Consider the following 22,723-nt stretch of genomic DNA (forward strand, 5'->3'; position numbering starts at 1 on the left):
TCGTGTCACGAGGTCGTGCCAGCCGCCGCGCCAACCCGCGATCGCCCCTGCGCTGATTCAGCGTGGCCCCTTGTTCTTCTGGTTGAGCATCTGCTGCATCGACGGCGGCATTGTGAACTCGCTCATCGCCTTGCGCAGATCCTCCTGACTGGGTTGCTGCTGGTTCTGCAATCCGAACGCCTCACCGCTGTTGTGCTGCTGTTTCTTTGCAGCCTGACGTGCCTGAGCAGCCCGCTTCGCGGGGTTACCAGATCCCTTGCGGTTCTTCTGCTTCTTCTTCGACTGCTTGGAGCCGCGTTTAGCCATCGAACCCATCATTCGGCCAGCACCGGGGCCCATCATCTGTCCCATCTGGCTCATCATCTTCCGAGCATCAACAAATCTATTGACGAGATTGTTGACGTCTCGAACCTCCACGCCTGATCCCCGAGCGATACGGGCGCGACGGGACCCATTGAGGATCGACACATCAGCGCGCTCTGCCGGGGTCATCGCGCAAATAATCGCCTCAATACGGTCGATCTCCCGTTCGTCGATGTTCTCGATTTGGTCTTTCATCTGGCCGACGCCAGGCAGCATTCCCATGATTTTCGACATCGGGCCCATGCGCCGCATTTGACGCATGAGACCGAGGAAGTCGTCGAGCCCAAACTCGCCTTTACCGGCCATGAGTTTGGCTGCAGCAGCCTGAGATTGCTCCTGATCGAAGGCTTTTTCTGCCTGCTCGATGAGGGTAAGCATGTCGCCCATATCGAGGATGCGCGAAGCCATCCGGTCGGGGTGGAAAACGTCGAAGTCCTTGAGGCCCTCACCCGATGAGGCAAACATGATCGGCTTGCCAACCACACGAGCAATGGAGAGGGCTGCACCGCCACGGGCGTCGCCATCAAGTTTGGTGAGGACGACGCCGTCAAATCCGACTCCTTCCTGAAAGGCCACCGCAGTATTGACCGCGTCTTGGCCGATCATGGCGTCAACGACGAAGAGCGTTTCATCTGGGTTGGTTGCAGCCTTGATGTCGGCCGCCTGAGCCATCATGTCGGCGTCAACACCCAGTCGGCCAGCGGTGTCAATAATGACGACATCGTAAAGCTTGCGCTCTGCCTCGGTGAGAGCATCGCGGGCAACCTGGATAGGATCCCCCACGCCGTTGCCAGGCTCAGGGGCAAAGACGTGTACCCCTGCGCGTTCCCCAACCACCTGCAACTGGGTGACGGCATTGGGACGCTGAAGATCACAGGCGGCCAAGAGCGGAGAGTGCCCCTCCTCCTTGAACCACCGAGCTAATTTCCCAGCCAGAGTCGTCTTGCCAGCACCTTGGAGTCCGGCCAGCATGACGACTGTTGGAGGGGTCTTCGCAAATCGAACTGTGCGAGTTTGCCCGCCGAGGATCTCGACGAGTTCCTCGTTCACAATCTTGACGATCTGCTGCGTCGGATTGAGCGCCTTAGAAAGTTCCTCGCCGTGGCAACGCTCCTTGACAGCCGCCACGAATTCCTTGACGACCGACAGGTTGACGTCGGCCTCAAGGAGGGCGATGCGAATCTGGCGAGTCGTGGCATCAATGTCGGCATCGGTGAGACGCCCCTTACCACGCAATCCCTTGAAGGTTGATGCGAGGCGGTCTTGGAGAGTGTCGAACACGGTTGTCCTTCAGCGCGCTAGTTCCTTACCGGGACAGACTACCGTCCCAGCCTCGATGATGACGCTGGGTGGCGATCACAGACCAAACTGGCCAAGCCATTCCAACGACTGCTCGGTGTATGGCATGTACACGCTATTGCGGTGTCCACCACCCGAGATGAGGATAAAAGCGAACTGCTTCATGCCCTTGGCGACATGGTGAAACTGTCCACCGTCCGGGCCAACTTGCCCATTGGCAACCACCGGCTGACGACCAGGACCCCAGCTCTGCAAATCGCTGCTATTAAGCACAGACAGAAAACGCACAGTGCGGTCAACTCTGCGCTCCTGGACCCTCTGCACGACCGAGTTATCAGCCATGACAGACCGAGCCATGCCGGCGATCTGCGGGCTCTCGAACATGGGATGGTAATAGCCCCCCAAGGAGAAGCCGGCATTGAACGTTCTGTGGTATTTGGTCGAAAGATTGGCGGCGCAGTAACCGCCAGTGCTCCACCCCCCGATGAACCGCGACCCGCGCTCGTGGCCAACCCGGTAATGCGATTCGATCTGCGGGATGACGGTCTTCATGATCCACGTCTCATGCTTATAGGGGCCAACGTTGACGCACTCACTATCGATGCCGTCGCGAATCCTGCCGGGTAAGAACACGATGACGAAGGGATTGACTTTCTTGTTCTTAATGAGCGCGGTTGTTGGATCAATGAGGTCAATCGAGGTGTTGTCACGCTCGCCGGTGTCATTGACCCCACCGATGTAGAACAACACCGGGAATCGGGTGCGGTCTTGCGACTTTTCAAAGTACTGGGGTGGAAGCCAGACCGGGACGCGCGCATACTGAGCATCCGCACCTGGCATCGTCATACCAACCATCTGTCCGTTGGGATGGGGGTTGGACTTACTGATCGGAATGTCCTTGACCTTCGTGCGTCGAATTGGCACCAGATCATGCACCGGAGCATCAGGCTCAGCCTCTCCCAGTAGGTCACCCCACGATGTGAAAAATCCATACTCGCGGTTGGCATAGAGAAAAACGCCGGTAAGTAATAACGCCTGCGCAACCACCATCACCACAAGGTATCCAAGCCCACGCAGAATTTTGCGCCACCAACTGCCCGTACCCACAATGGCCCGCCATACGGCGAATACCAATGGCACAGCGAAGGCCGCAATAAGTACTGCCGCACACAGTTTCGGGCTGAGAATACTCACCATCATGGCCCCATCGGTCGGGGCAAACCACGCGAGGTCCGTCACCTAATAATCCTCAGCGCTCAACGGAATCGTCGCCCATGAGACCGGTGACGAAGTCATCGGCATCAAAGGGGGCCAGATCGTCGGCGCCTTCACCCAAACCAATGAGCTTGACAGGCACGCCAAGCTCGCGCTGAACCTGGACGACGATGCCACCCTTCGCAGAACCGTCCAGCTTCGACAACACGATACCGGTGACGTCGACGACCTCTGAGAAGATCCGAGCCTGAGTAAGGCCGTTCTGCCCAGTGGTGGCATCAAGAACTAGCAACACTTCACTGACCGGCGCCAGTTTCTCGATGACACGCTTGACCTTGCCCAGCTCGTCCATCAGGCCAGCCTTGGTATGAAGCCGACCTGCGGTGTCAACGAGTACGACGTCAACACCCTCGTCAATACCCGCCTGAACGGCTTCATAAGCAACCGAGGCAGGATCAGCACCCTCATCCTTGCGGATGGTACGCACACCGACGCGTTCTCCCCACGTCTCTAACTGCTCGCCAGCTGCGGCACGGAAGGTGTCTGCCGCGCCGAGGAGGACCGTCTTTCCCTCGGCGACGAACACGCGCGCCAGCTTGCCGCAGGTCGTCGTCTTACCCGTACCGTTGACTCCCACCATCAGGACGACTGCAGGCTTACCGTCCGTATGCTCAAGGTTGAGCGACCGATCCATATCGGGCCCGACAAGGCTGACGAGCTCGCGGTGGAGGACGTCACGGGCACGAGCCGGGTCAGATACCCCATCTATAGCCAATTCAGAGCGCAACTTCTCAACGAGTTCCGTCGTCGGGCCGACGCCCAAATCGGAGGTGATGAGGGTGGTCTCGAAGTCATCCCAGGTATCATCATCGAGCTTGTCGGCGCTGAGCAGCTCCGCCAAACCACGAGCAAGTGCGTTGTTGCTATTGGCCAGACGACGACGCAGTCTGGCCATCCGAGACTCAGGCGCTTCAGGGGTCTCGACAGACGGTTCGACAACCTGAGGCTCTTGTGGTTCGGGACTTTCAGCAGAAGCTTCGTCACCCTTTACGTCAGAGGCTGTGTCTTCCGTCGCTGCGTGGGCCGGGGGCACCTCCGCCGGCTTAGACCCCTCACGCAACGCTTTACGCCGCGATATTCCAGCGGTGACGGCAGCAACCACCGTCACCAAGACGAGTATGCCGAGGATAATCCAGATCAGGGTTATGGCGTTCACGTCCGCCGATACTAGTCGGTCAATTCACGAGACCACGACGACGAATCACCTCAGTGCCGTCGGATGCCGCTGAGATCTTCACCCACCCGCGTGGCAGTGTGACGCCAAAAGCTGGCATCGGGGTCTTCACCGGGATGGCGTAGACCGAGCATCACCATGGCGCAGACGCCCAGGGCGACCGCAAGAATGAGGATCATCGCGATGATGAAGACGACCATCCGAGAACGACCTTTCCGTCAACGTACTCACGTGCAGAGTATCCGAGATGCTACGTCCGCTAGCGCGACCCGGCGACATCGTCGTCAGGTCTTTCAGGGGCAACCGCAGTGGCAACCATCGGAAGACCACTGGAGCGCTTCACTGCGCGGAATGTCCACAGTTTATTGACGATGAAGTTGATAGGCATCGTCACGATGATGGCGAAGATCTGGGACCAATACTCGCGGGATTGAAGCCCCCTCTCCTCATGGAACCATGGCTCGGGTAGATAAATCGGGGAGGTTGGGTTCGTAAAAAGAATCTTGACAAACATGCCAATAATGGCAGCTACCGACCCCACCGCAAAGAAAGGGAAAAATTCGCGCCACCACCCTCGACGGTGTTCCCGTTTGAATGTCCAGGAACGATTGAGTTGGAAATTCGTGACGTTGGCTACCACGAATCCAACGATCCACACCAAGCTCGTAAAGCGAAAATTCCACCGCGTTCCCGCAAGGTTAAATAGGACGTCCTGAGCGTGTTGCGTACCGCCATTCGCCTTATTCATGATAATAGCGACGGCAACATTAACAAGAGACCCGGTTCCACCGACGACCCCGAACTTGATGAATTCAATCAAGTGACGCTTCTTGAAGCGCCTCTTCGCAGGTGCAGTCGGCTCAGTGATCACTCGCGACATACTAGGCCCCATGCCAACAGATATAAAACTTTCAAGGTATATACGGCGCGCTGGGACGAGCCGTCATCCAACGCGGTATGGCCCCAGTCCGGGAAAGCTAACTATCCCAAGTGCGATACCAGCAGCCACGCGATATCAGCAGCCAGATCAGCCGCATTGACCACGACTCACCGTAGCCGCTGACACCTCGGGCACCGCGTCGAGCTCCGGTTGGTGAACTGCTCGCGCACCATCAGTTCGCCGCACCTCTTACACGGCTTGCCCTCACGCCCGTAAGCGTCAAGGTTTCTGTCAAAATACCCCGACTCCCCGTTGACGTTGACGTACAGGGAGTCAAATGAGGTACCGCCTTGGCAGATGGCCTCAGCCATCACCTGCCTGGCTGTCTGTAACAATTCCACCGCTTCGGACTGGCTCAGCCGAAAACACGGCGTATCGGGATGACGTCGCGCCCGCCACAGAGTCTCATCGGCGTAAATATTGCCAATCCCGGAAACAAGGGTCTGATCGAGCAGGCTCCTCTTGAGGGTGGACCTTCGGCTTCGCAGCCGCTGCGCAACCTCGTCAACGTTAAAACATTCCTCGAACGGATCAGGTGCAATGTGAGCCACGGGGGCAGGAATATCGTCAATGAGTGAGACTAGGGCTAAACCGCCAAAAGTACGCTGGTCAAGAAAGCGCAAGTCTTGACCATTATCGAGAGCTATGACAATACGAGTATGGCGGTGCCGTGGAATATGACGATCAACGATACGAAACTGTCCACTCATGCCAAGATGGGCCACCATTGCGGTGCCGTTATCAAGGACAATCCACAGGTACTTACCCCGTCGATTCACAGCGGTGAACCGACGGCTAGTCAGCGTCATCTCGAACGCTGCCGCATCCTCTAGCCCACCGCTGGGGCGCAATCCACGAGGATCGACGACGTCAACACTTTCCACGAGAGCCGGGATGACGCGACTGTTGAGTCCAGCTCGAATGGTCTCAACTTCGGGGAGCTCAGGCACGTGTGAGAAAGTCTGGCATCAACGCATCAACGGCCCGGCGGGCCGCACCTTGTTCCGCCTCTTTCTTGTTGTGACCGGTATAGGCGGCATGCAACTTGCCATCCACATTCGCTCTGGCACTGTAGCGCCGATTGTGATCTGGGCCAGTTCCGACGATGTCGTACCGAGGAGTGTCGAAGCCATGCTCAGCACAGTACTCCTGCAAGACAGTTTTCCAGTCTGTTCCCGCCCCAGAGCGATCCGCCTCATCAACAAGGGGATCGAAAAGGTGGTGGACCAAACGGAGTGCATCTGGAAGTCCAGCCGATAATTCGACAGCACCCAACAGCGCCTCAGTGGTATCAGCCAGGATCGACGTTTTGTCGTGGCCGCCAGTATGTTCTTCTCCCTTGCCCAACTTGATATGAGGACCAATACCGAGTCGACGGGCAAGTTGTCCTAATGAGACGGTGCTGACAACAGCCGATCTCAATTTGGCTAGCTGGCCTTCAGGCTTATCGGGGAATGCGCGGTACAAATAGTCGGTGACGCCGACCTCAAGAATGGCGTCACCTAAAAACTCCAGCCGCTCGTTTGTGGGAATCCCACCGTTTTCGAAGGCGTATGAGCGGTGCGTCAGCGCAAGATCGAGGAGTTGTGGATCACACTGGATTCCCAGCTCCTCGAGAAGGGCGAGGAAAGCCCAGGTGCCAGCATCTGGGCGATCGGCACTCTGGCCTGTACTTGCGCGCACAGTGCCGATCTCAGACCTCAACGACCTGACGACGGTCGCCACGGGGACCGTACCCACCGCACGACGGGCAGGCGGTGTGGGGCAAATGCTTTTCACCGCACGCCGGGTTGGCGCACGTAACAAGCTTGGTGGCAACCGTCTTCCACTGCGAACGACGGTGCCGGGTGTTGCTGCGGGACATCTTCCGCTTCGGAACGGCCACGATCTTCTCCTTGGTGTGCTTCAGGGGGTCGGCACCCGCGCTCGGCGGCTGCCATGAGGAACGTTCAGGACCGATCCAGATCTTCCCCACCAGCGATACCCCTGAGGGCCGCCCAGCGCGGGTCGATCCTATCCGGATGGTCATGCTCCGGGTCGTCGTTGAGGTTAGCGCCACAGTCAGGGCATAGCCCCGCGCAGTCATCGCGACACAGTGGACTGAACGGAAGGTTCAATACGACTGCGGCACGCACGACGGGATCAAGGTCGATAGTCTCCTCGGCACTGACCCGACTGGCATCCTCATCGGCCTCCTTGTCGGGGTAGAAGTACAGCTCCTGAACGTCAAGGAGAAGGTCTTCCTTGATGGCGTCCAGACAGCGAGAGCACTCCCCCTTCAGGGCGGCCTCGACGGTCCCGGTCACGAGGATCCCCTCTCCAACCGACTCCAGACGGAGATCAAGGTCAAGCGGAGAACCCTCGGGAACGCCGATCATGTCGACACCGAGATCCGCTGGAGCGGGTACCGTCCGTTGAACCCGGATCATCTGACCCACTTGACGACGCAACGAATGGGTCTCGAGAACGAGATCCGCGTGTGCGTCGGAGTGGCGATGGGTGGTGTTCATCGCAAAGATCCCTTCGACCAGTGGAACACGACGAGGTCATGACCGGCTGCCAAGTCTACCTAGAGATCGTCGAGTGACCAAACCAACTGACTCCTTGACTGCCGGCGTTCCTCCGAGCAATACTGTACTAAAGCGTATTAGTTCAGCAGGAGATGGCGCCAATGGTGGCCCGGAACCTGCACGGGACCCACCTAAGGAAGAAGCAAGATCATGGGAAACGTCACCATCGGTCGACGTCAGCTACTTGGCGGCACAGCCGCACTCGCGACAGTGCTCGCTGCGAGCGCATGTGGCATGAGTGGCTCGGACGACAAGCCGTCGGGCCAGGCATCTGTTGACCCATCCGCCAAGCTCGAGGGCACGATCCAGTTCCAAACGTGGTCCCTCAAGAATGAGAAGTTCACACCCTACTTCAAGAAGCTTGTCGCATCATTCGAGAAAGAGCATCCCGGGACCACCATCAAGTGGGTTGACCAGCCAGGCGAAGGCTACGAGGAGAAAGTCCAACAGCAAGCCACCGCCGGACAGCTTCCTGACGTCGTCAACATTCCGCCGAATTTCGCGTGGCAGCTCCGCAAAGCTCACAAGGTTATGGACCTCAAGAAAGCTGACAGCGCTGCCATCGCCACCTACACCAAAGGCGGCATTGACGCCTACACCTTCGACGGTGACGACGGCGTCTACGGCTATCCGTGGTACTTAGGGACTGACCTCAACTGGTGGAATACCGAGGCCTTCGAGAAGTATGGCCTCGATCCCAAGAAGCTGCCGAACACGCTCGATGAGCTCTACGACCAAGCGATCACGATGGCCGAGAAGTCCCATGGAACGATGCCTCTCATTTCCACCGCGCCGGCCCTCGGCGATCTTGCTGCTCAGGGCGTCGAGGTTTATAAAGACGGCAAATTCACTTTCAACACTGACAAAGCCGTCGGGATCATCCAGAAGTACGTCGAGCTTTACGCCAAGAAGGCTATGCCCCCGGAAGTGTTGCAGAACAATTACCTCGGCAACTCGAAACTGTTCATCCAAGGAAAGGTTGCATGGACCACTGGCTCGGCGTCCTTCCCTGTCGACCTTAAGAAAGATGCTCCGAAGCTCCTTCCCCATGTCGCTATGACGAAGCGTATAGGCGTCCCGCCACTATTCGTGCAAGGTATTTGCGTCTCCGCAGAATCGAAGAACCCCAATTTGGCTCTTGCATTTGCCCAATATGTCACCAATAACGCCAACCAGGTCGATTTCGTCAAACTGGCGCAGGGCTTCCTGCCTGGAACCCAAGAAGCCAATGAGAACCCAGCTTCCTTCACCTCCGTCATCTCCGACCCGCAGATGAAGGAAGCCGCAGAGGCCCTTGCCGACGAGATGAAAACGGCCAAGATCGGTGAACCTATGGCCTATACCGACGCTATGAAGACCTATGTTGGCCAACAGATTTCATCGGCAATGCGAGGCGACGTCTCTGCTAAGGACGCACTCGATAAGGCCGTCAAGTACTGCAACGATCACGTTGCTAAGTGATCCACCTGCTGGCTCCGCAGTACTGCGGAGCCAGCAGAACCGTTGTCGACACCGCCTAAGGATTGCGCTCCATGAACTCCCACCGCTGGTACACACCGTGGTTGTTGGTGGCTCCGGCAGTCGTGTGGACCATCGTGTTCGCCCTCTACCCCTTCATCAACACAATCATCCTGTCCTTCACAAACACTCGACCCCTCGTCGGCGGGGAGTTCATCGGTTTCACGAATTACGTCGAACTATGGCACGACGACATGTTCTGGAGTGCCATGGTGACGACATTCATCTACGTCATCATCTGCATCCCACTATTGACTATCCTGCCGTTGCTGCTGGCTTTACTGGTTGAAAAGAAGATTCCAGGTATCTCATTCTTCCGCACGGTGGCATATTTCCCCGTCATCGCATCGGTTGTCGTCGTCGCCCTCATCTGGAGCTGGATGTTTGACTCTCGTGGTCTCATTAATCAATCCTTGCAATGGATGGGCATAACGAGTAGCCCCATTCCCTTTCTCGTCGATCGCTGGAAGTTGCTCGGTTGTGCGATTCTGCTGACAGTCTGGAAAGGCCTCGGCTACTACATGATTGTCTATCTCGCGGCGCTCGGAAATGTTGACCACGACCTACACGAGGCCGCTGCCCTAGACGGTGCGGGCACTTTCCAGCGATTCCGCAATGTCACCATACCCGGCATCCGGCCCGCAATGATCCTCATCATTGCCCTTATCGCGGTATCCGGCATGAGGATCTTTTCCGAATTGTACGTCCTCACCAACGGCACAGGTGGCCCCGGCGGCGAGGATTCCAGCTTGGTTATGGTCATTAAACAGGTTGGAACCGGTTTGTCTGGGCAACTCGGATATGCCTCTGCCCTGTCAGTCGTGTTGTTCTTCCTTACCCTCATTCCATTGACTGTCATTGGTTGGGCTAACAACAAAGATCTCCGATCGGGGCGTCGAACCAAGCGAGGAGGACGTGCCCGCAGGGCCGTCGCTTTCCAGAACGCTACGAAGGAGACGATGGCATGAGTGCTGAGAACGCAACCAGCCCCCACAAGCAGAAGCCATGGCGTAGCCGACGCGCTTTTGACCCAACTCGCCCCACACTCGCCGGACTCATTGGACGTTACCTTCTCTTGGTCGTCGTCGTCATCATTTCAATCGGGCCCTTCCTATGGCAGCTCTCGACCTCTCTTAAAGGGGTCACTGAAAACATCTATTCTTTTCCACCCCACCTCGTTCCCCAGGAATTCAGTATTGACGCATATCGACGTGTTGCCCACGTGGTGCCGATCTTCCGGTACGCCTGGCATTCAGTCATCGTTGCAGCAGTCTGCGTCGTTGGTAACGTTGTGCTGGCTTCCTTGGCTGGCTACGCACTGACCTGCATGAAGTTCCGCGGCAAGAAGGTCGTCATGGGCATCCTATTGTCAGTCCTCCTATTGCCGGGCGAGGTGACGTTAACGAGCCAGTATCTCGTTATTAAAGGAATGGGTCTTGCGAACACGCTCGCAGGCGTAGCCATTCCAGGTGTCGTTGGCGCTATCAATGTCTTGCTCATGGCGACCGCCTGTCGAGCCGTCCCGGCGTCAGTATTGGATGCGGCAACCGTTGATGGCGCGAACACATGGTCGAAGATTCGTCATATTGTGTGGCCCAATATCAAGGGAATGGCATCGGTAGTCGCGGTGTTCTCTTTTATCGGGGCCTGGGACGATTTCCTGTGGCCACTCGTTGTCCTCAACGATCCAGACAAATACACACTGACGGTCGGTATGCAATATCTCAGCTCGACGATGTCTACCGATCCGCGCGAGGTCGCAGCAGGCACAATCATCGCCCTCATCCCTATCATCATCGTCTTCGCGTCCATGCAGAAGGTGTTCTTCCGCGGTGTCGAAGGCGGTGGAGTCAAGGGCTGACGTCAGCTGTTGCCGGTCTCTTACCGCGCCTGGCCAGTAGATCCTCGAACGACGAGCTCGGGTGGTTGCTCAGTGATGTCGTCAACCTCGTCACCGTCGATAATGTCCATCAGCATCGTGACGGCGTCGCGTCCCAGAACTGACGGATCTCGTCGCAAAGCGGTAATTCCCGGCGACATCACCCGGCAGGCCGGGGAATCCTCGAAGGACACCACCGAAACGTCAGTAGGGACGTGTAGGCCATGCTCGGCAACAGCAGCCAAACCGCCAAGCGTCAGTACCTCGTTGTCATAGACAATCGCGGTAGGACGATCCTCGGTCTCTAGCAGCGCACTGGTCTCACGCAACCCGGACTGCTCGGAGTATTCCGTTGCGGCAGCCTCGATGACGACTGCTCCTAGTCTGTCGGCCTGCCGAGCGAATGCCTGTCGCCGAACCATACTGTGCTCGAGAGTGGGGTCACCACCGATATGAGCAATGCGACGATGACCTCGGTCAACCAAGTGAGTCACGATGCTTCCTGCAGCAGCCGCATCATCAATATGGACACCAGGCAGTGGTGTGTCATTCATAGCCCCAACAACCGTGCATGGCATGGTGATCTCGGCCATAAGCGGCCACCGCGGGTCATGATGTGCCGGATCGACGAGGACCACTCCGTCAACTCGACGCTGCGCCCACCATTGACGATGGACCTCGCACTCCTCCTCGCGGGATGCGACCAACTGCAACACCAGAGCAACGCGCGCCGGAGTGAGAACCTCCTCCATACCCGCGATGAGATGAAGGAAGAACCCTTCACCAGCGAAGCTGCGATCATCGCGCGCAATGACGAGCCCCACCGCTCCCGCCCGATTGGCAGATAACGCCCTCGCGGCCACATTGGGACGCCAACCCAAATCCTTGGCAACCGTCTTAATGCGCGCTCTCGTAGCTTCAGAGACGCCCGGCTTGTCGTTGAGAGCAAATGACACTGCCCCCGGTGACACCCCGGCAACCCTGGCAATGTCCTTGATCGTCGTCCTATCCATGAGGCCACGGTCCTTCCCGAAGCATGAATGCTGTATCGGACGGGGCCTAGACGTGCCGTCGCCTGAGGCTCCTCGACCCGCGCGGCATCATTGTAGGGCTATCTGCAGTAATGGGTAAAACGCTTCAGCTAGCGATCACACATGGACCTCGCCGCGATCCTCCTCAACGCGCAAGCACCGAGTCACCGCGGAATTCACCGTTGAAGACCGCTTGACCAGCTGCTAGGCAACGAGGTTGACTAAACCGTATTAGTCACTAGACTTCACTCCGAAGCTATCCGTTGTCAATGCTGCAACCGTCAGGGACTCTCATGCATGATCACGCCCCCATTCTTGATGGCAGGGTGCACCGCCATCTCGCTGAGAAGATTCGCCCCGCCGAAACCACCACGATCTGTCCCCTCAACGTTGAGTGGTCTCCCGTTACCGACAGCGTCAGGGGATCAAACAGTCGGCCTGGCGTCCTCGGTCAGGGTGAACCTATCTCGATTAATGACGGCGTAGCCCTGACCTATGAGCCCTTCCACGTCGGTGACGCGTGGGGGCCACCATGGGGAACGACGTGGTTTCATGTCACCGCGACCGTACCGCCTGAGCATCGAGACGACCACCTTGAGATGATCGTTGATCTCGGTGGGGTGTGGGATTCCCCCGGATTCCAATCCGAGGGAATGGTGGTGCGTCCCGACGGTTCCGTCATCAAGGCCCTCAACCCGCGCAATACCTGGATTCCCGTCGAGACTGACGACGAGGGCCATATCGACATCTACATCGAAGCTGCCTCGAACCCCATCTTGCTAGCCCAACCACCCTTCCAGCCCACCGAAGACGGGGACAAGCTCACCGCCTCCACTGAGGCGTATTACACCCTCAAACAAGCTGACCTCGTCGTCGTCCATGACGAGGTGCGCGAACTCATTGCCGATGTCGTCGCCTTGTCGGGATTGGCAGCCCAGTTACCCGAGGACTCTGAGCGTCGTTGGGAGATCCGTCGCGCTTTGGATCGCGCTATGGACCGTCTCGACCTATCTCATGTAGCCTCCACCGCATCGCAGGCTCGCAGCGGGTTAGCTCCTGCCTTGGCTCGACGCGCACACGAGTCGGCTCAGACGATGACCGCCATCGGCCATGCTCACATCGACTCCGCGTGGCTGTGGCCCCTGCGCGAGACGCGACGCAAGGTTGCCCGAACTATCTCCAACCAGCTCAACCTCATCGACGATGATCCCACCCACATCTTCGCTTTCCCGGCCGCCCAGCATTCGGCGTGGCTCGAAGCCGATCATCCTGACCTCTTCGCGAGATTACAGAAAGCTGTCAAGGAAGGCCGCATCATCCCAGTGGGCGGTATGTGGGTGGAATCTGACGCCAATCTCCCCGGCGGCGAGTCAATGTGTCGTCAGCTGTTGTACGGGCAGCGTTATTTCATGACGAAGTTTGGCCACCATTGCCCCGAAGTGTGGCTACCTGACTCTTTTGGCTATTCTGGCGCACTCCCCCAGTTAGCAAAATTGGCAGGTGCCCGCTGGTTTTTGACCCAAAAGATTTCCTGGAATCAAGTTGATAAATTTCCCCATCATTCGTTCTGGTGGGAAGGAATCGACGGAACCCGCATCTTTACTCATTTCCCGCCCGCAGATACGTACGGTTCCGACTTGTCGGCTCACGACCTTGAGCATGCCCGCGCCAACTTCCAAGACAAGGGTCGCGCTAATTCTTCCTTGGTGCCCTTTGGCTACGGTGATGGCGGTGGCGGTCCCACTCGCGAAATGCTCGCTCAAGCGCGCAGAATTGCTGATCTTGACGGATCCCCAAAGCTTGCTATCGAGCCCCCAGCTACCTTCTTCGCTCGAGCCGAATCCGAGCATGAAGACCCTGGTACGTGGGTCGGAGAGCTCTACCTCGAACTGCACCGCGGCACTTTCACCAGCCAGTATGAGGTCAAAAAGGGAAATCGCCGTAACGAGCACCTGCTTCGGGAGGCCGAGTTGTGGTGCGCCACCGCTGCCGTACGAGGACTCATGGATTATCCCGGTGAGCGCCTCGCGGACATATGGCGGACGATATGCCTGTACCAATTCCACGACATTTTGCCCGGATCAGCCATCGCGTGGGTGTACCGCGAAGTCGTCGCAGATCACCGCTGCATCTCCGACGAACTAACTGAACTCATTCATGATGCCCAGGAGTTACTGGCCGGAAGCGGGGATGAGGAGGTCGTCTTTGACTGCGCTCCAATGACCCGCCCGTGGGCTTCTACAGTCACTATGGGCGCTGGCAAGGCTCCATCTATCTCAGACAAGGTCTATGCCGAAAAAATCGACACCGGGTTCATCGTCGGTAATGGCCTACTACGCATGACTGTCGACGCGCACGGGCTCATCACGCACCTCGTCGATGCCGCTAGTGGTCGCGACGCTATACCGGCGGGTCAGCGTGGCAACCTACTCCAGATGCACCCGGATTTCCCGAATATGTGGGACGCCTGGGACATCGATCCTTTTTACGCCAACACCGTTACCGACCTCGATGACGGCCAGGCCACCATGACGCGCACTGGCGAGTCGGTCACCATCAGCGTGACGAGAGTTTTTGGTCACTCCAGCGCGACCCAATCGTTGACTATTAATCCAGGAGATCCGCGCGTCAAGGTACGCACTCACGTCGACTGGCACGAGCGTGACAGCCTCCTGAAGCTCGCATGGCCGGTCGACGTCCACACAGATCACGCCGACTACGAGATCGAGATGGGTCACATCACGCGTCCCACTCACACCAACACGTCGTGGGATGCTTTCCGCTTTGAGGTCCATGCGCACCGGTGGGTGTACCTGTCCGAGCCCGGTTTTGGCGTTGCTATCGCCAACTCCGGCACGTACGGATGGAATGTGTCGCGTCATCCCAAAGACAACGGCGGTACCTGGTCGGTTGCTCACGCATCTCTCCTCAAGGGGGCACGTTTCCCTGATCCACGCGCTGACGAGGGCGAACACGACTTCTTTCACACGTTGCATGTCGGCGCTGATCTCACCGACGCTATCCGCGACGGATACGCTGCCAATCTGTGCGTGCGGCGTCGTCACGGTTCCCCGGTCGAACCGTTGCTAACCGTCGAGGGAGTTGTCGTCGAGGCCATCAAGCTTGCTGAGGACGGTTCTGGTGATGTCATCGTCCGGCTCTATGAACCCTATGGCCACCATATTCACACCACGATGATCTTGGGATTTGACGCCACGTCTGCTGTCGAGGTCGATCTACTCGAAGACCCTCTCGACGGCAACCCCCGCGCCCAGGTAGCCCCCTCTGCTATCACCAACGGCCTTGCTCATGGCACCATCGGCCTGTCATTACGCCCGTTCCAGGTCGCAACCCTCAGGTTGGGACGTATCCGATGAAGGTTGGCGTCAATTACGCTCCCTCCCAAGGGTGGTTCCATAGCTGGCTTGATCTTGACCTCGATGCAATCCGCCGTGACTTTGAAGTCATTGCCCAGCTTGGCCTCGACCATGTGCGTCTGTTCCCACTGTGGCCGTTGTTGCAACCCAATCGCGGGCTCGTCCGCCCACGAGCTCTCGATGATGTCACCTCGGTTGTACGAGCTGCCGGAGAGTTCGACCTTGATGTCACCGTGGACGCCCTCAACGGGCATCTATCGAGCTACGACTTCTTACCAGCGTGGGTAATCACGTGGCACGAGTCGAATCTCTTTACCGATCCGCTCGTGAAATCTGGACAACGTGACCTTATCGGTCAGCTCGCACAGCGATTACGCGAAGAACCGAATGTCACAGGAATAACCGTTGGAAATGAATTCCCGCAGTACGCTGCGTTGGCACCAGGACATGTACACCCGACGCGCAGCGCATGCACCATCGACGAGGCCCAGACCTGGTTGCAGACGATGCAGGATGCTATGACCGAACAATGGCCTGAAGGGCGGTTCTGGTTCGGGTTCGACGATGACCTATGGTTCGTTGATGATCATCCATTTATCCCACGCCACGCCGTGATCCAGGGGTCTGCTACAACCGTCCACTCCTGGGTGTTTTCCCAAGTAGGACCCCGGTTCGGGAATGGACATTCTGCCCTCACGTGGTTCCCACGCTACTTACTGGAGTTGGCTCGAGCGTGGAGCCCGGACCCGCAGCGTCCACTGTGGCTACAGGAGGTTGGGGCTCCTCGAACCCATGTTTGCGATGCTGAGGCGGCCGAGTTTATGACAACAACCATGGCATCACTAGCTTCGACACCGGGCCTGGAGGCTGTGACCTGGTGGTGCTCTCACGACGTTTCCCGTGACCTGCTCGATTTTCCGGAGCTGGAGTACTCGTTAGGTCTGTTCACGACTGACGGCACACCTAAGCCGGAGGCACATGCCTTGGCGCAGGTGATACCCGACCTGCACGCCGCTCAGCCTCAACACCAATCTGACGAGTTGACATTCAGTGCAAGCTGGGAGACGGGCGAAGGCCGCTCAGTATGCTCCCCGATGGGCGATCTCTTTGCTCAATGGGTCGATCAGGCTGAGCACACCGGAACAGCCCCAAGACTCCAGCGAGTCTGAGATTGATCTTGCGAAAGGGCGTCAAAGCAGAATACGGGTGCAACGATCGACGCAACGGCCTCCTCAACTCCGGAGGAACCTCTCGCGGAGAGCAGCATCAACCATTGCCGGCACAAATTCGGACACATTGCCGCCATTACAGGCAGCAGATCGAATCATGGACGAGCTAATAGTGCCGAATTCGCGGCCGGCAGGCAACAAGATGGTTTCAATGCCACTCATGGCCTTATTGAGGTGGGCCATCTGGAGTTCATAGTCAAAGTCTCCACCAAACCGCAGCCCGCGAATAATGGCATCAGCGCCCATGTCAGTGCAAAAATCGACCAACAGGCCGTCAACGAGAGCCACCTCGACTCCCGGGATATCGGAAACGGCATCCTTGACGAAAGTCACTCGCTCATCCATAGAGAAGATGCCGTTCTTTGCCGAGTTCACGGCGACTCCGACGACAACCTCGTCGACGAGCTCAGCGGCTCGGGTCACGATGTCAACATGGCCGAGTGTGATGGGGTCGAACGATCCTGAGAACACTGCTTTCACTACTACTCCATGGGCTCACGGGTATGTTGGGCGTAATAGACAACCGTCTCACCGTAGCGGGAATTCCACGACTCGTATCCGTCTGGAAAGCGGGGCGCGCGACTACGCCGCGACCTCTCGACCACGAGCAGGCCGTTGTGTGCGAGAGCCCTCTCACTGGCCATCGCGATAAGGCCATCCATGTCGTCGTCGGCAAGGTCATAGGGGGGATCAAACCAAACGATGTCAAATATGTGTTGAGTGGCCGCGAGAAATGACATCACGGTCTGAGATGACACCTGGATTCTTAACCGGGTTGTCCGCGAATTGTCTTTCATGACGTTGCATGCATAGCGGTCGCGATCGACGGCAACGACCGTCCCGGCACCCCGACTGGCAGCCTCTAAGGCTACCGCACCTGATCCAGCAAACAGGTCGCAGAATGCTTGACCGGCCAGGTGGTCCTCAGGGGCTTCATTCGTGGTCCCATTCCATGCCGCCAGGGCGGAAAACACCGCCTCGCGTACCCGGTCGGTCGTCGGACGTGTCAGTCTCCCTGACGGGGTGGCCAGACGCTGTCCACCGGCACGCCCCGCGATAATCCTGCTCACAACACCAGGCTAGCGGTCCTAGCCAATCTTCCTCGCGCTCGTGAGTTTCTGACGAGCGTGGCCGCAGGAAATATGGCCATCTGGCGTCCTTGCATCGGCAACCTCAGCAATTTTGTGCCAGTCGGTTCCCGAAGTGCGCCGCGTTCAGGAAGAATAGGCCCATGATCAATGACGAGAACCCGATCACCGAGGTCCCGGAGGATAGCTGCTGGGGTTACCTGGACACCGCCGAGGTTGGTCGCCTGGCCACCAGTGTTAATGACCAGCCAGAGGTATTCCCCGTCAACTACGTCGTTGACGGACAGAGCATTGTTTTCCGCACTGCAGCCGGTAGCAAGTTAGAGGACATTGTCACGAATAATCGAGTCGCTTTCGAAGCGGATGGCTGGAGCGAGGAAACCGGCTGGTCAGTCGTTCTCCGTGGCAAAGCCGAAGTTATTACCGACGACGCCGAGCTTGCGTTGTGTGCCAAGATGCCGCTACTGCCCTGGGTGCCAACTGTTAAGCGCAACTACGTCCGCGTAACGTGCGAGCAGATCACCGGGCGCACTTTCGCCTTCGGACCCGAACCGAAAAATAACTGACACGAGAGGCCCGGATCGCTGACGCGGTTCGGGCCTTCGCCATATCTGCCGGCCGGTATATGTGCCCAACCAGGCGTCACACGTCAACTCAACCTTGTTCCATGAGGTCGCCTTCAGCGAGCATTTCCGTAGCGGTCACGATGTCAAGGAGCCTCGGATCGTCGGGGGTTTCACTCACCCACCGTTCCGCCAGGTCTTTCGATGCCGTAACAATCTCGGCGTGGTCCAGTACCCTCAACAGCCGCAATGGAGACGAGTACCCGGATTGGGAAGATCCCAGCACGTTGCCTTCGTGACGTTGAGCAAGGTCGAGTTCGGCCAGCTCAAATCCATTGCGGGATGACGCCACGGCGTCCAGGCGCTCGCGTGCCGCCGATCCGGGGGGTGCGGTCGTGACAAGAAGGCAGAGCCCTGGAAGGTTGCCCCGACCAATCCGACCACGCAGCTGGTGCAGCTGAGAGACGCCGAATCGATCAGCGTCCATGATGACCATCATGGTGGCATTGGGGACGTCTACACCGACCTCGATCACTGTTGTAGAGATGAGGACTTGAGACTCACCCCTGATGAACCTGTCCATGACAAGGTCTTTTTCAGACGGATCCAGCCGGGAGTGCAATGCCTCAACCCTCAATCCGGCCAGAGATCCGGTCGCTAGCTGGGGAGCAAGCTCTTCGACGGCAGCTGTGGGAGGGCGGCCTCCTTCGACGTCATCAGCGTCATCGGAACTGATGCGGGGGCACACCACAAACACCTGATGTCCGGCATCACATTCCTCGCGGATTCGCTGCCAAGCCCGGGTGAGCCAGGGCCCATGGACAGGCAGATCGACGACCGTGGTCTGGATGTCCGCGCGCCCGGTCGGTAACTCTCTCAGGCTAGAAACCTCAAGATCACCGAAGACCGTCATCGCAACCGTGCGTGGAATCGGGGTCGCAGTAAGGACGAGCTCGTGAGGACGAGCGCCGTCGCCGGTGGCAAGAACGCTGCGTTGCTCAACGCCGAAGCGGTGCTGCTCATCAACGACGACTAACCCAATGTCGTTGTAGATCACTCTGCCCGACAACAGCGCATGAGTGCCGACGATGATTCCAGCGGCTCCCGAAGCAATATCGGCTAGCGCTGCCCGGGTGCCGGCAGCATTCATCGACCCTGTCAGCAGTGTCACGCCGGTAGAGATCTCTGGGGCGTCCAATCCTCCACCGTTCGCCAATTCGCCCAGCATCGAGGTGATAGTTCGGTAATGCTGCTGGGCAAGGACCTCGGTTGGTGCCAGCAGGACAGCCTGATGCCCGGCGTCGACAACTTGCAACATCGCTCGCAACGCGACGAAAGTTTTCCCAGAACCAACTTCTCCTTGCAGCAGCCGGTGCATGGGACGATCTGACGAAAGGTCAGCGTCGATTGTCTTACTGACCTCTTGCTGGCCAGATGTCGGGATAAAGGGCAAGCGATCCTCAAAGGCGGCCAGCAAGCCGTCCTCGCGACGTGAGCACACCGGGGCGTCATGACGGTCTACGCTGCGGCGCCGCACTGCCATCGTCACCTGGGTAGCAATCGCCTCCTCCCAGACAAGCCGCTCGGCACCGCGACCCGCCTCCTCCACCGAGTGCGGGTGATGGATGGCGTGGTAAGCCTCCCATAAACTCGGTAGATCAGCTTCATGACGTAACCATTCCGGCAGAGTGTCCTCAAGTTCGGGGGTGGAATCGAGCAACATCGACTCGACAGACGCGATTTCCCAGGTACGCAACTTCGATGTCTGGGGGTAAAGACCGAGCAAGCCGTGACGCTGCACTTGGGCAGCCATGACCTTGCCCTCTTCTCGACCCGCGACGACCTTGCCGTTACGGTCGATCATGACGAAATCGGGATGGACGAGCTGTGGGTTTCCGCGAAACTCGCCCACCTTGCCGACAAAGATGCCGTGAGTGTGGGCAGAAAAAATGCGTTGCCAATAGGCCACTACATGAGGCTTGCCAAAAAAAGTCACCGGAAGACGGGCCGTCCCGTCAGAAAGCATGACTTCCAGACGCTGGCGTGGGCGTCTCTCCCGGCCAGTAACAGTCTTATTGGTGTAAACATCGACACCGACGACGTCAGCTACCAAAGCGACTTCCGTGTCAACGACGAGGTGGGACAGATCTGTCGTTTCCGTACCAGTAAGGTAGCGACGCGGAAGGTGGCCTAGGGCCTCACCCACCGTGTCAATATGCAGTACAGAGAAGGCCTTGGCCGTCTTGGCTCCGACAGCCTCTGCTAACGGACGATGAAGCTCCTGCTGAGTGCGGGTATGCCACCGAGTTACTGCATTCACGTCGCCACCGTATCGACCAGTAACGACAAAGAACCCGCCTCTCGGCGGGTTCTCGCGTCGAACGCAGTGCTCAGCGGCTGACTCGACCAGCCTTGAGACACGACGTGCACACATTCATGCGCTTATGCGTGCCGTTCTCGACGACACGGACGCGCTGAATATTCGGGCTCCACCGGCGATTGGTCTTCTTCTTCGACCAGGGGACGTTGTGTCCGAAACCGGGGCGCTTGGCGCAGATGTCACACACAGCAGCCACTGGGAGATCTCCTGTTCAGGGCCGGGCGCAAGACGCACCCGACGCAATCGTTGGGTTCGGGGGTTCCTTCGGGAACTGGACAAGCCTATACGTTCAACCCACCAGAACCCAAATCGTCAGCACACCGACTCGACAGCCCTCAGATCTTGACGACGACAGGCACGATCATAGGTCGACGCTTCAGCGACCGCGCCACCCACCGGCCAATGGTTCGACGGACCACTTGTTGCAATCGGTGGGTGTCGTCCATACCTGATTCCATGGCTTTTTCGAGTTCAGCGACGATTTGATCGGTAATGCCCTCGAAGACCGAGTCGTCTTCTGCGAAACCACGGGCTTGAATCGCCGGGCGAGACACCACAGAAGCCGAGCGGGTATCGACCGCAGTAACAACCGATAAGAATCCCTCCTCACCAAGGATGCGGCGATCAGTGAGGGTATCCTCGGTGAGCTCTCCCACCCCTGATCCGTCAACGAGGATGTAGGAGGCATCGACCTTGCCGACAACTTGCGGCACTCCGTCGACAAGATCGATGACTCCGCCATCTTCGACAAGCACGACATTCTTCTCATCGACACCGGTGGCTTTGGCCAAACTAGCGTTGGCAACGAGGTGACGCACCTCGCCATGAATTGGCATAACAGCACGGGGGCGCACGATGTTGTATACGTACAGCAGCTCTCCAGCTGCAGCGTGACCCGAAACGTGGACCAACGCATTGCCCTTATGCACCACGGTGGCGCCAAGTTTCGTCAACCCGTTGATCACCCGGTAAACGGCATTCTCATTGCCGGGGATGAGAGAGGACGCCAGCAAGACAGTGTCTCCCTCACCGACCTCAATATCCCGGTGCTCCCGGTTAGCGATCCTCGCTAGCGCCGATAACGGCTCCCCCTGAGACCCAGTCGAGATAATGACGACCTCGTTATCCCGATAGTGGTCCAAATCTCGCAACTCGATGACGGTATTGTCCGGAACGTCGAGGTAACCCAGATCCTGGGCAACAGCCATATTGCGAACCATTGAACGGCCTACGTAGCAGACCTTGCGGTTGTGGCGAACCGCCATATTGAGTACTTGCTGGACACGATGCACATGGGAGGCAAAGCAGGCGACAATAAGTTTTTTATTCGCCTTTTCGAACACCCTCTCAATAGCCGGTTCGATCTCCGTCTCAGACTTCACAAACCCCGGCACCTCGGCATTCGTCGAGTCGACCATAAGGAGATCGACCCCTTCCTCACCGAGCCGTGCAAAAGCGCGCAGGTCAGTGATTCGCCCATCTAGCGGCAACTGGTCCATTTTGAAGTCGCCGGTATTGATGAGAGTTCCGGCATCGGTACGCACACACACTGCCAACGCATCAGGAATGGAGTGGTTGACGGCAACAAACTCCAAGTCAAACTGCTCGCCAACCTCGGCGACATCACCTTCGTGAACAACATTGAGCTGGTAACTCTTGATGCGATGCTCGCGCAATTTGGCTTCGACAAGGGCCAGGGTCAGCCTAGATCCGTAAATTGTAATATCGGGGCGACGCTTGAGCAAGTATGGCACCGCGCCAATGTGATCCTCGTGGCCATGAGTAAGCACCAGAGCCCTCACCCTGGACAATTTTTCATCGTCGAGGTAATCCAGGCCAGGCAGCAACAGGTCGACACCGGGATGGTCATCCTCTGGAAAAAGCACCCCGCAGTCAATAAGGAGGATCTCCCCATTGATCTCGTAGCACGACATGTTGCGCCCGACATCCCCCAATCCTCCGAGCGGGATGATGCGCAATACGTCCGGTTGAAGGTCTGGGGGTGTCGTCAGTCCAGTCTTAGCCACGGCGAATAGC

General features: G+C 57.9%; 21 protein-coding genes. 6 read left to right on the forward strand and 15 right to left on the reverse strand.

Going from position 1 to position 22,723, the window contains the following annotated elements; all coding sequences use genetic code 11:
• Nucleotides 1–57 precede the first annotated feature (57 nt).
• The 9 genes from ffh to FYJ43_RS10365 form a co-directional block, all read right to left on the reverse strand.
• Nucleotides 58–1,644 carry a signal recognition particle protein gene (gene ffh, locus FYJ43_RS10330; protein WP_326833572.1) on the reverse strand — a complete coding sequence of 529 codons (1,587 nt, stop codon included), beginning with the start codon at nucleotides 1,642–1,644 and terminating at the stop codon, nucleotides 58–60.
• A gap of 75 nt (nucleotides 1,645–1,719) precedes the next feature.
• Nucleotides 1,720–2,862, reverse strand: coding sequence for an alpha/beta hydrolase (locus FYJ43_RS10335; protein WP_154564868.1), 1,143 nt, complete (start codon nucleotides 2,860–2,862; stop codon nucleotides 1,720–1,722).
• Nucleotides 2,863–2,911: 49 nt separating this feature from the next.
• On the reverse strand, nucleotides 2,912–4,093 hold the full coding sequence (ftsY, locus tag FYJ43_RS10340; RefSeq protein WP_326833573.1) for a signal recognition particle-docking protein FtsY: 1,182 nt from the start codon (nucleotides 4,091–4,093) through the stop codon (nucleotides 2,912–2,914).
• Nucleotides 4,094–4,143: 50 nt separating this feature from the next.
• A complete protein-coding gene (locus tag FYJ43_RS12090; RefSeq protein ID WP_195839977.1) occupies nucleotides 4,144–4,311 on the reverse strand; it encodes a hypothetical protein in 168 nt (55 codons plus the stop codon).
• A gap of 59 nt (nucleotides 4,312–4,370) precedes the next feature.
• Complete coding sequence (locus tag FYJ43_RS10345) at nucleotides 4,371–4,991, reverse strand: GtrA family protein (RefSeq protein ID WP_154564606.1); 621 nt, start codon at nucleotides 4,989–4,991, stop codon at nucleotides 4,371–4,373.
• A 167-nt stretch (nucleotides 4,992–5,158) separates the two neighbouring features.
• Nucleotides 5,159–6,001: a bifunctional DNA-formamidopyrimidine glycosylase/DNA-(apurinic or apyrimidinic site) lyase gene (gene mutM, locus FYJ43_RS10350; protein ID WP_326833574.1), complete on the reverse strand. Its 843-nt coding sequence runs from the start codon at nucleotides 5,999–6,001 to the stop codon at nucleotides 5,159–5,161.
• Nucleotides 5,994–6,791, reverse strand: a complete 798-nt coding sequence (gene rnc / locus FYJ43_RS10355; protein WP_326833575.1) for a ribonuclease III — start codon at nucleotides 6,789–6,791, stop codon at nucleotides 5,994–5,996. Before rnc ends, mutM begins: the two co-directional genes overlap by 8 nt.
• Nucleotides 6,745–6,936, reverse strand: a complete 192-nt coding sequence (gene rpmF, locus FYJ43_RS10360; RefSeq protein WP_326833576.1) for a 50S ribosomal protein L32 — start codon at nucleotides 6,934–6,936, stop codon at nucleotides 6,745–6,747. Before rpmF ends, rnc begins: the two co-directional genes overlap by 47 nt.
• 64 nt (nucleotides 6,937–7,000) lie before the next feature.
• Nucleotides 7,001–7,561, reverse strand: a complete 561-nt coding sequence (locus FYJ43_RS10365) for a YceD family protein (protein WP_154564608.1) — start codon at nucleotides 7,559–7,561, stop codon at nucleotides 7,001–7,003.
• 210 nt (nucleotides 7,562–7,771) lie between these two features.
• On the opposite strand from FYJ43_RS10365, the gene FYJ43_RS10370 reads away from it, so the two are divergent.
• From FYJ43_RS10370 to FYJ43_RS10380, 3 genes are all read left to right on the forward strand, one after another.
• Nucleotides 7,772–9,082 (forward strand): ABC transporter substrate-binding protein, encoded by a 1,311-nt coding sequence (locus tag FYJ43_RS10370; protein WP_154564610.1) that lies wholly within the window; start codon nucleotides 7,772–7,774, stop codon nucleotides 9,080–9,082.
• Between the two features lie 71 nt (nucleotides 9,083–9,153).
• Entirely contained in the window at nucleotides 9,154–10,107 is a 954-nt protein-coding gene (locus tag FYJ43_RS10375) for a carbohydrate ABC transporter permease (protein WP_154564612.1), read from the forward strand.
• Nucleotides 10,104–11,000, forward strand: a complete 897-nt coding sequence (locus tag FYJ43_RS10380; protein ID WP_154564613.1) for a carbohydrate ABC transporter permease — start codon at nucleotides 10,104–10,106, stop codon at nucleotides 10,998–11,000. Before FYJ43_RS10375 ends, FYJ43_RS10380 begins: the two co-directional genes overlap by 4 nt.
• A 20-nt stretch (nucleotides 11,001–11,020) precedes the next feature.
• Here the strand turns inward: FYJ43_RS10380 and FYJ43_RS10385 are convergent, their stop codons facing one another.
• On the reverse strand, nucleotides 11,021–12,031 hold the full coding sequence (locus FYJ43_RS10385) for a LacI family DNA-binding transcriptional regulator (RefSeq protein WP_154564615.1): 1,011 nt from the start codon (nucleotides 12,029–12,031) through the stop codon (nucleotides 11,021–11,023).
• A 311-nt stretch (nucleotides 12,032–12,342) separates the two neighbouring features.
• On the opposite strand from FYJ43_RS10385, the gene FYJ43_RS10390 reads away from it, so the two are divergent.
• Nucleotides 12,343–15,426 (forward strand): alpha-mannosidase, encoded by a 3,084-nt coding sequence (locus tag FYJ43_RS10390; RefSeq protein WP_154564617.1) that lies wholly within the window; start codon nucleotides 12,343–12,345, stop codon nucleotides 15,424–15,426.
• Nucleotides 15,423–16,595, forward strand: a complete 1,173-nt coding sequence (locus FYJ43_RS10395) for a glycoside hydrolase 5 family protein (RefSeq protein ID WP_154564619.1) — start codon at nucleotides 15,423–15,425, stop codon at nucleotides 16,593–16,595. The genes FYJ43_RS10390 and FYJ43_RS10395 overlap by 4 nt, the downstream gene beginning before the upstream one ends.
• Before the next feature lie 63 nt (nucleotides 16,596–16,658).
• Here FYJ43_RS10395 and coaD read toward each other — a convergent pair whose 3' ends face one another.
• Nucleotides 16,659–17,135, reverse strand: coding sequence for a pantetheine-phosphate adenylyltransferase (gene coaD, locus FYJ43_RS10400; RefSeq protein ID WP_326833577.1), 477 nt, complete (start codon nucleotides 17,133–17,135; stop codon nucleotides 16,659–16,661).
• 2 nt (nucleotides 17,136–17,137) lie between these two features.
• Nucleotides 17,138–17,725, reverse strand: a complete 588-nt coding sequence (locus FYJ43_RS10405) for an RsmD family RNA methyltransferase (RefSeq protein WP_326833578.1) — start codon at nucleotides 17,723–17,725, stop codon at nucleotides 17,138–17,140.
• 161 nt (nucleotides 17,726–17,886) lie between these two features.
• Between FYJ43_RS10405 and FYJ43_RS10410 the strand changes: the two genes are divergently transcribed.
• Nucleotides 17,887–18,309 (forward strand): pyridoxamine 5'-phosphate oxidase family protein, encoded by a 423-nt coding sequence (locus FYJ43_RS10410; protein WP_154564621.1) that lies wholly within the window; start codon nucleotides 17,887–17,889, stop codon nucleotides 18,307–18,309.
• An 88-nt stretch (nucleotides 18,310–18,397) separates the two neighbouring features.
• On the opposite strand, the gene FYJ43_RS10415 is transcribed toward FYJ43_RS10410, so the two are convergent.
• From FYJ43_RS10415 to FYJ43_RS10425, 3 genes are all read right to left on the reverse strand, one after another.
• Complete coding sequence (locus FYJ43_RS10415) at nucleotides 18,398–20,626, reverse strand: ATP-dependent DNA helicase RecG (RefSeq protein WP_326833579.1); 2,229 nt, start codon at nucleotides 20,624–20,626, stop codon at nucleotides 18,398–18,400.
• Between the two features lie 70 nt (nucleotides 20,627–20,696).
• Nucleotides 20,697–20,882: a 50S ribosomal protein L28 gene (gene rpmB, locus FYJ43_RS10420; RefSeq protein WP_002514277.1), complete on the reverse strand. Its 186-nt coding sequence runs from the start codon at nucleotides 20,880–20,882 to the stop codon at nucleotides 20,697–20,699.
• A gap of 139 nt (nucleotides 20,883–21,021) precedes the next feature.
• Nucleotides 21,022–22,713 carry a ribonuclease J gene (locus FYJ43_RS10425; RefSeq protein WP_326833580.1) on the reverse strand — a complete coding sequence of 564 codons (1,692 nt, stop codon included), beginning with the start codon at nucleotides 22,711–22,713 and terminating at the stop codon, nucleotides 21,022–21,024.
• Between the last annotated feature and the right edge of the window lie 10 nt (nucleotides 22,714–22,723).

The organism is Cutibacterium porci (assembly GCF_009696315.1).
Classification (GTDB): domain Bacteria; phylum Actinomycetota; class Actinomycetes; order Propionibacteriales; family Propionibacteriaceae; genus Cutibacterium; species Cutibacterium porci.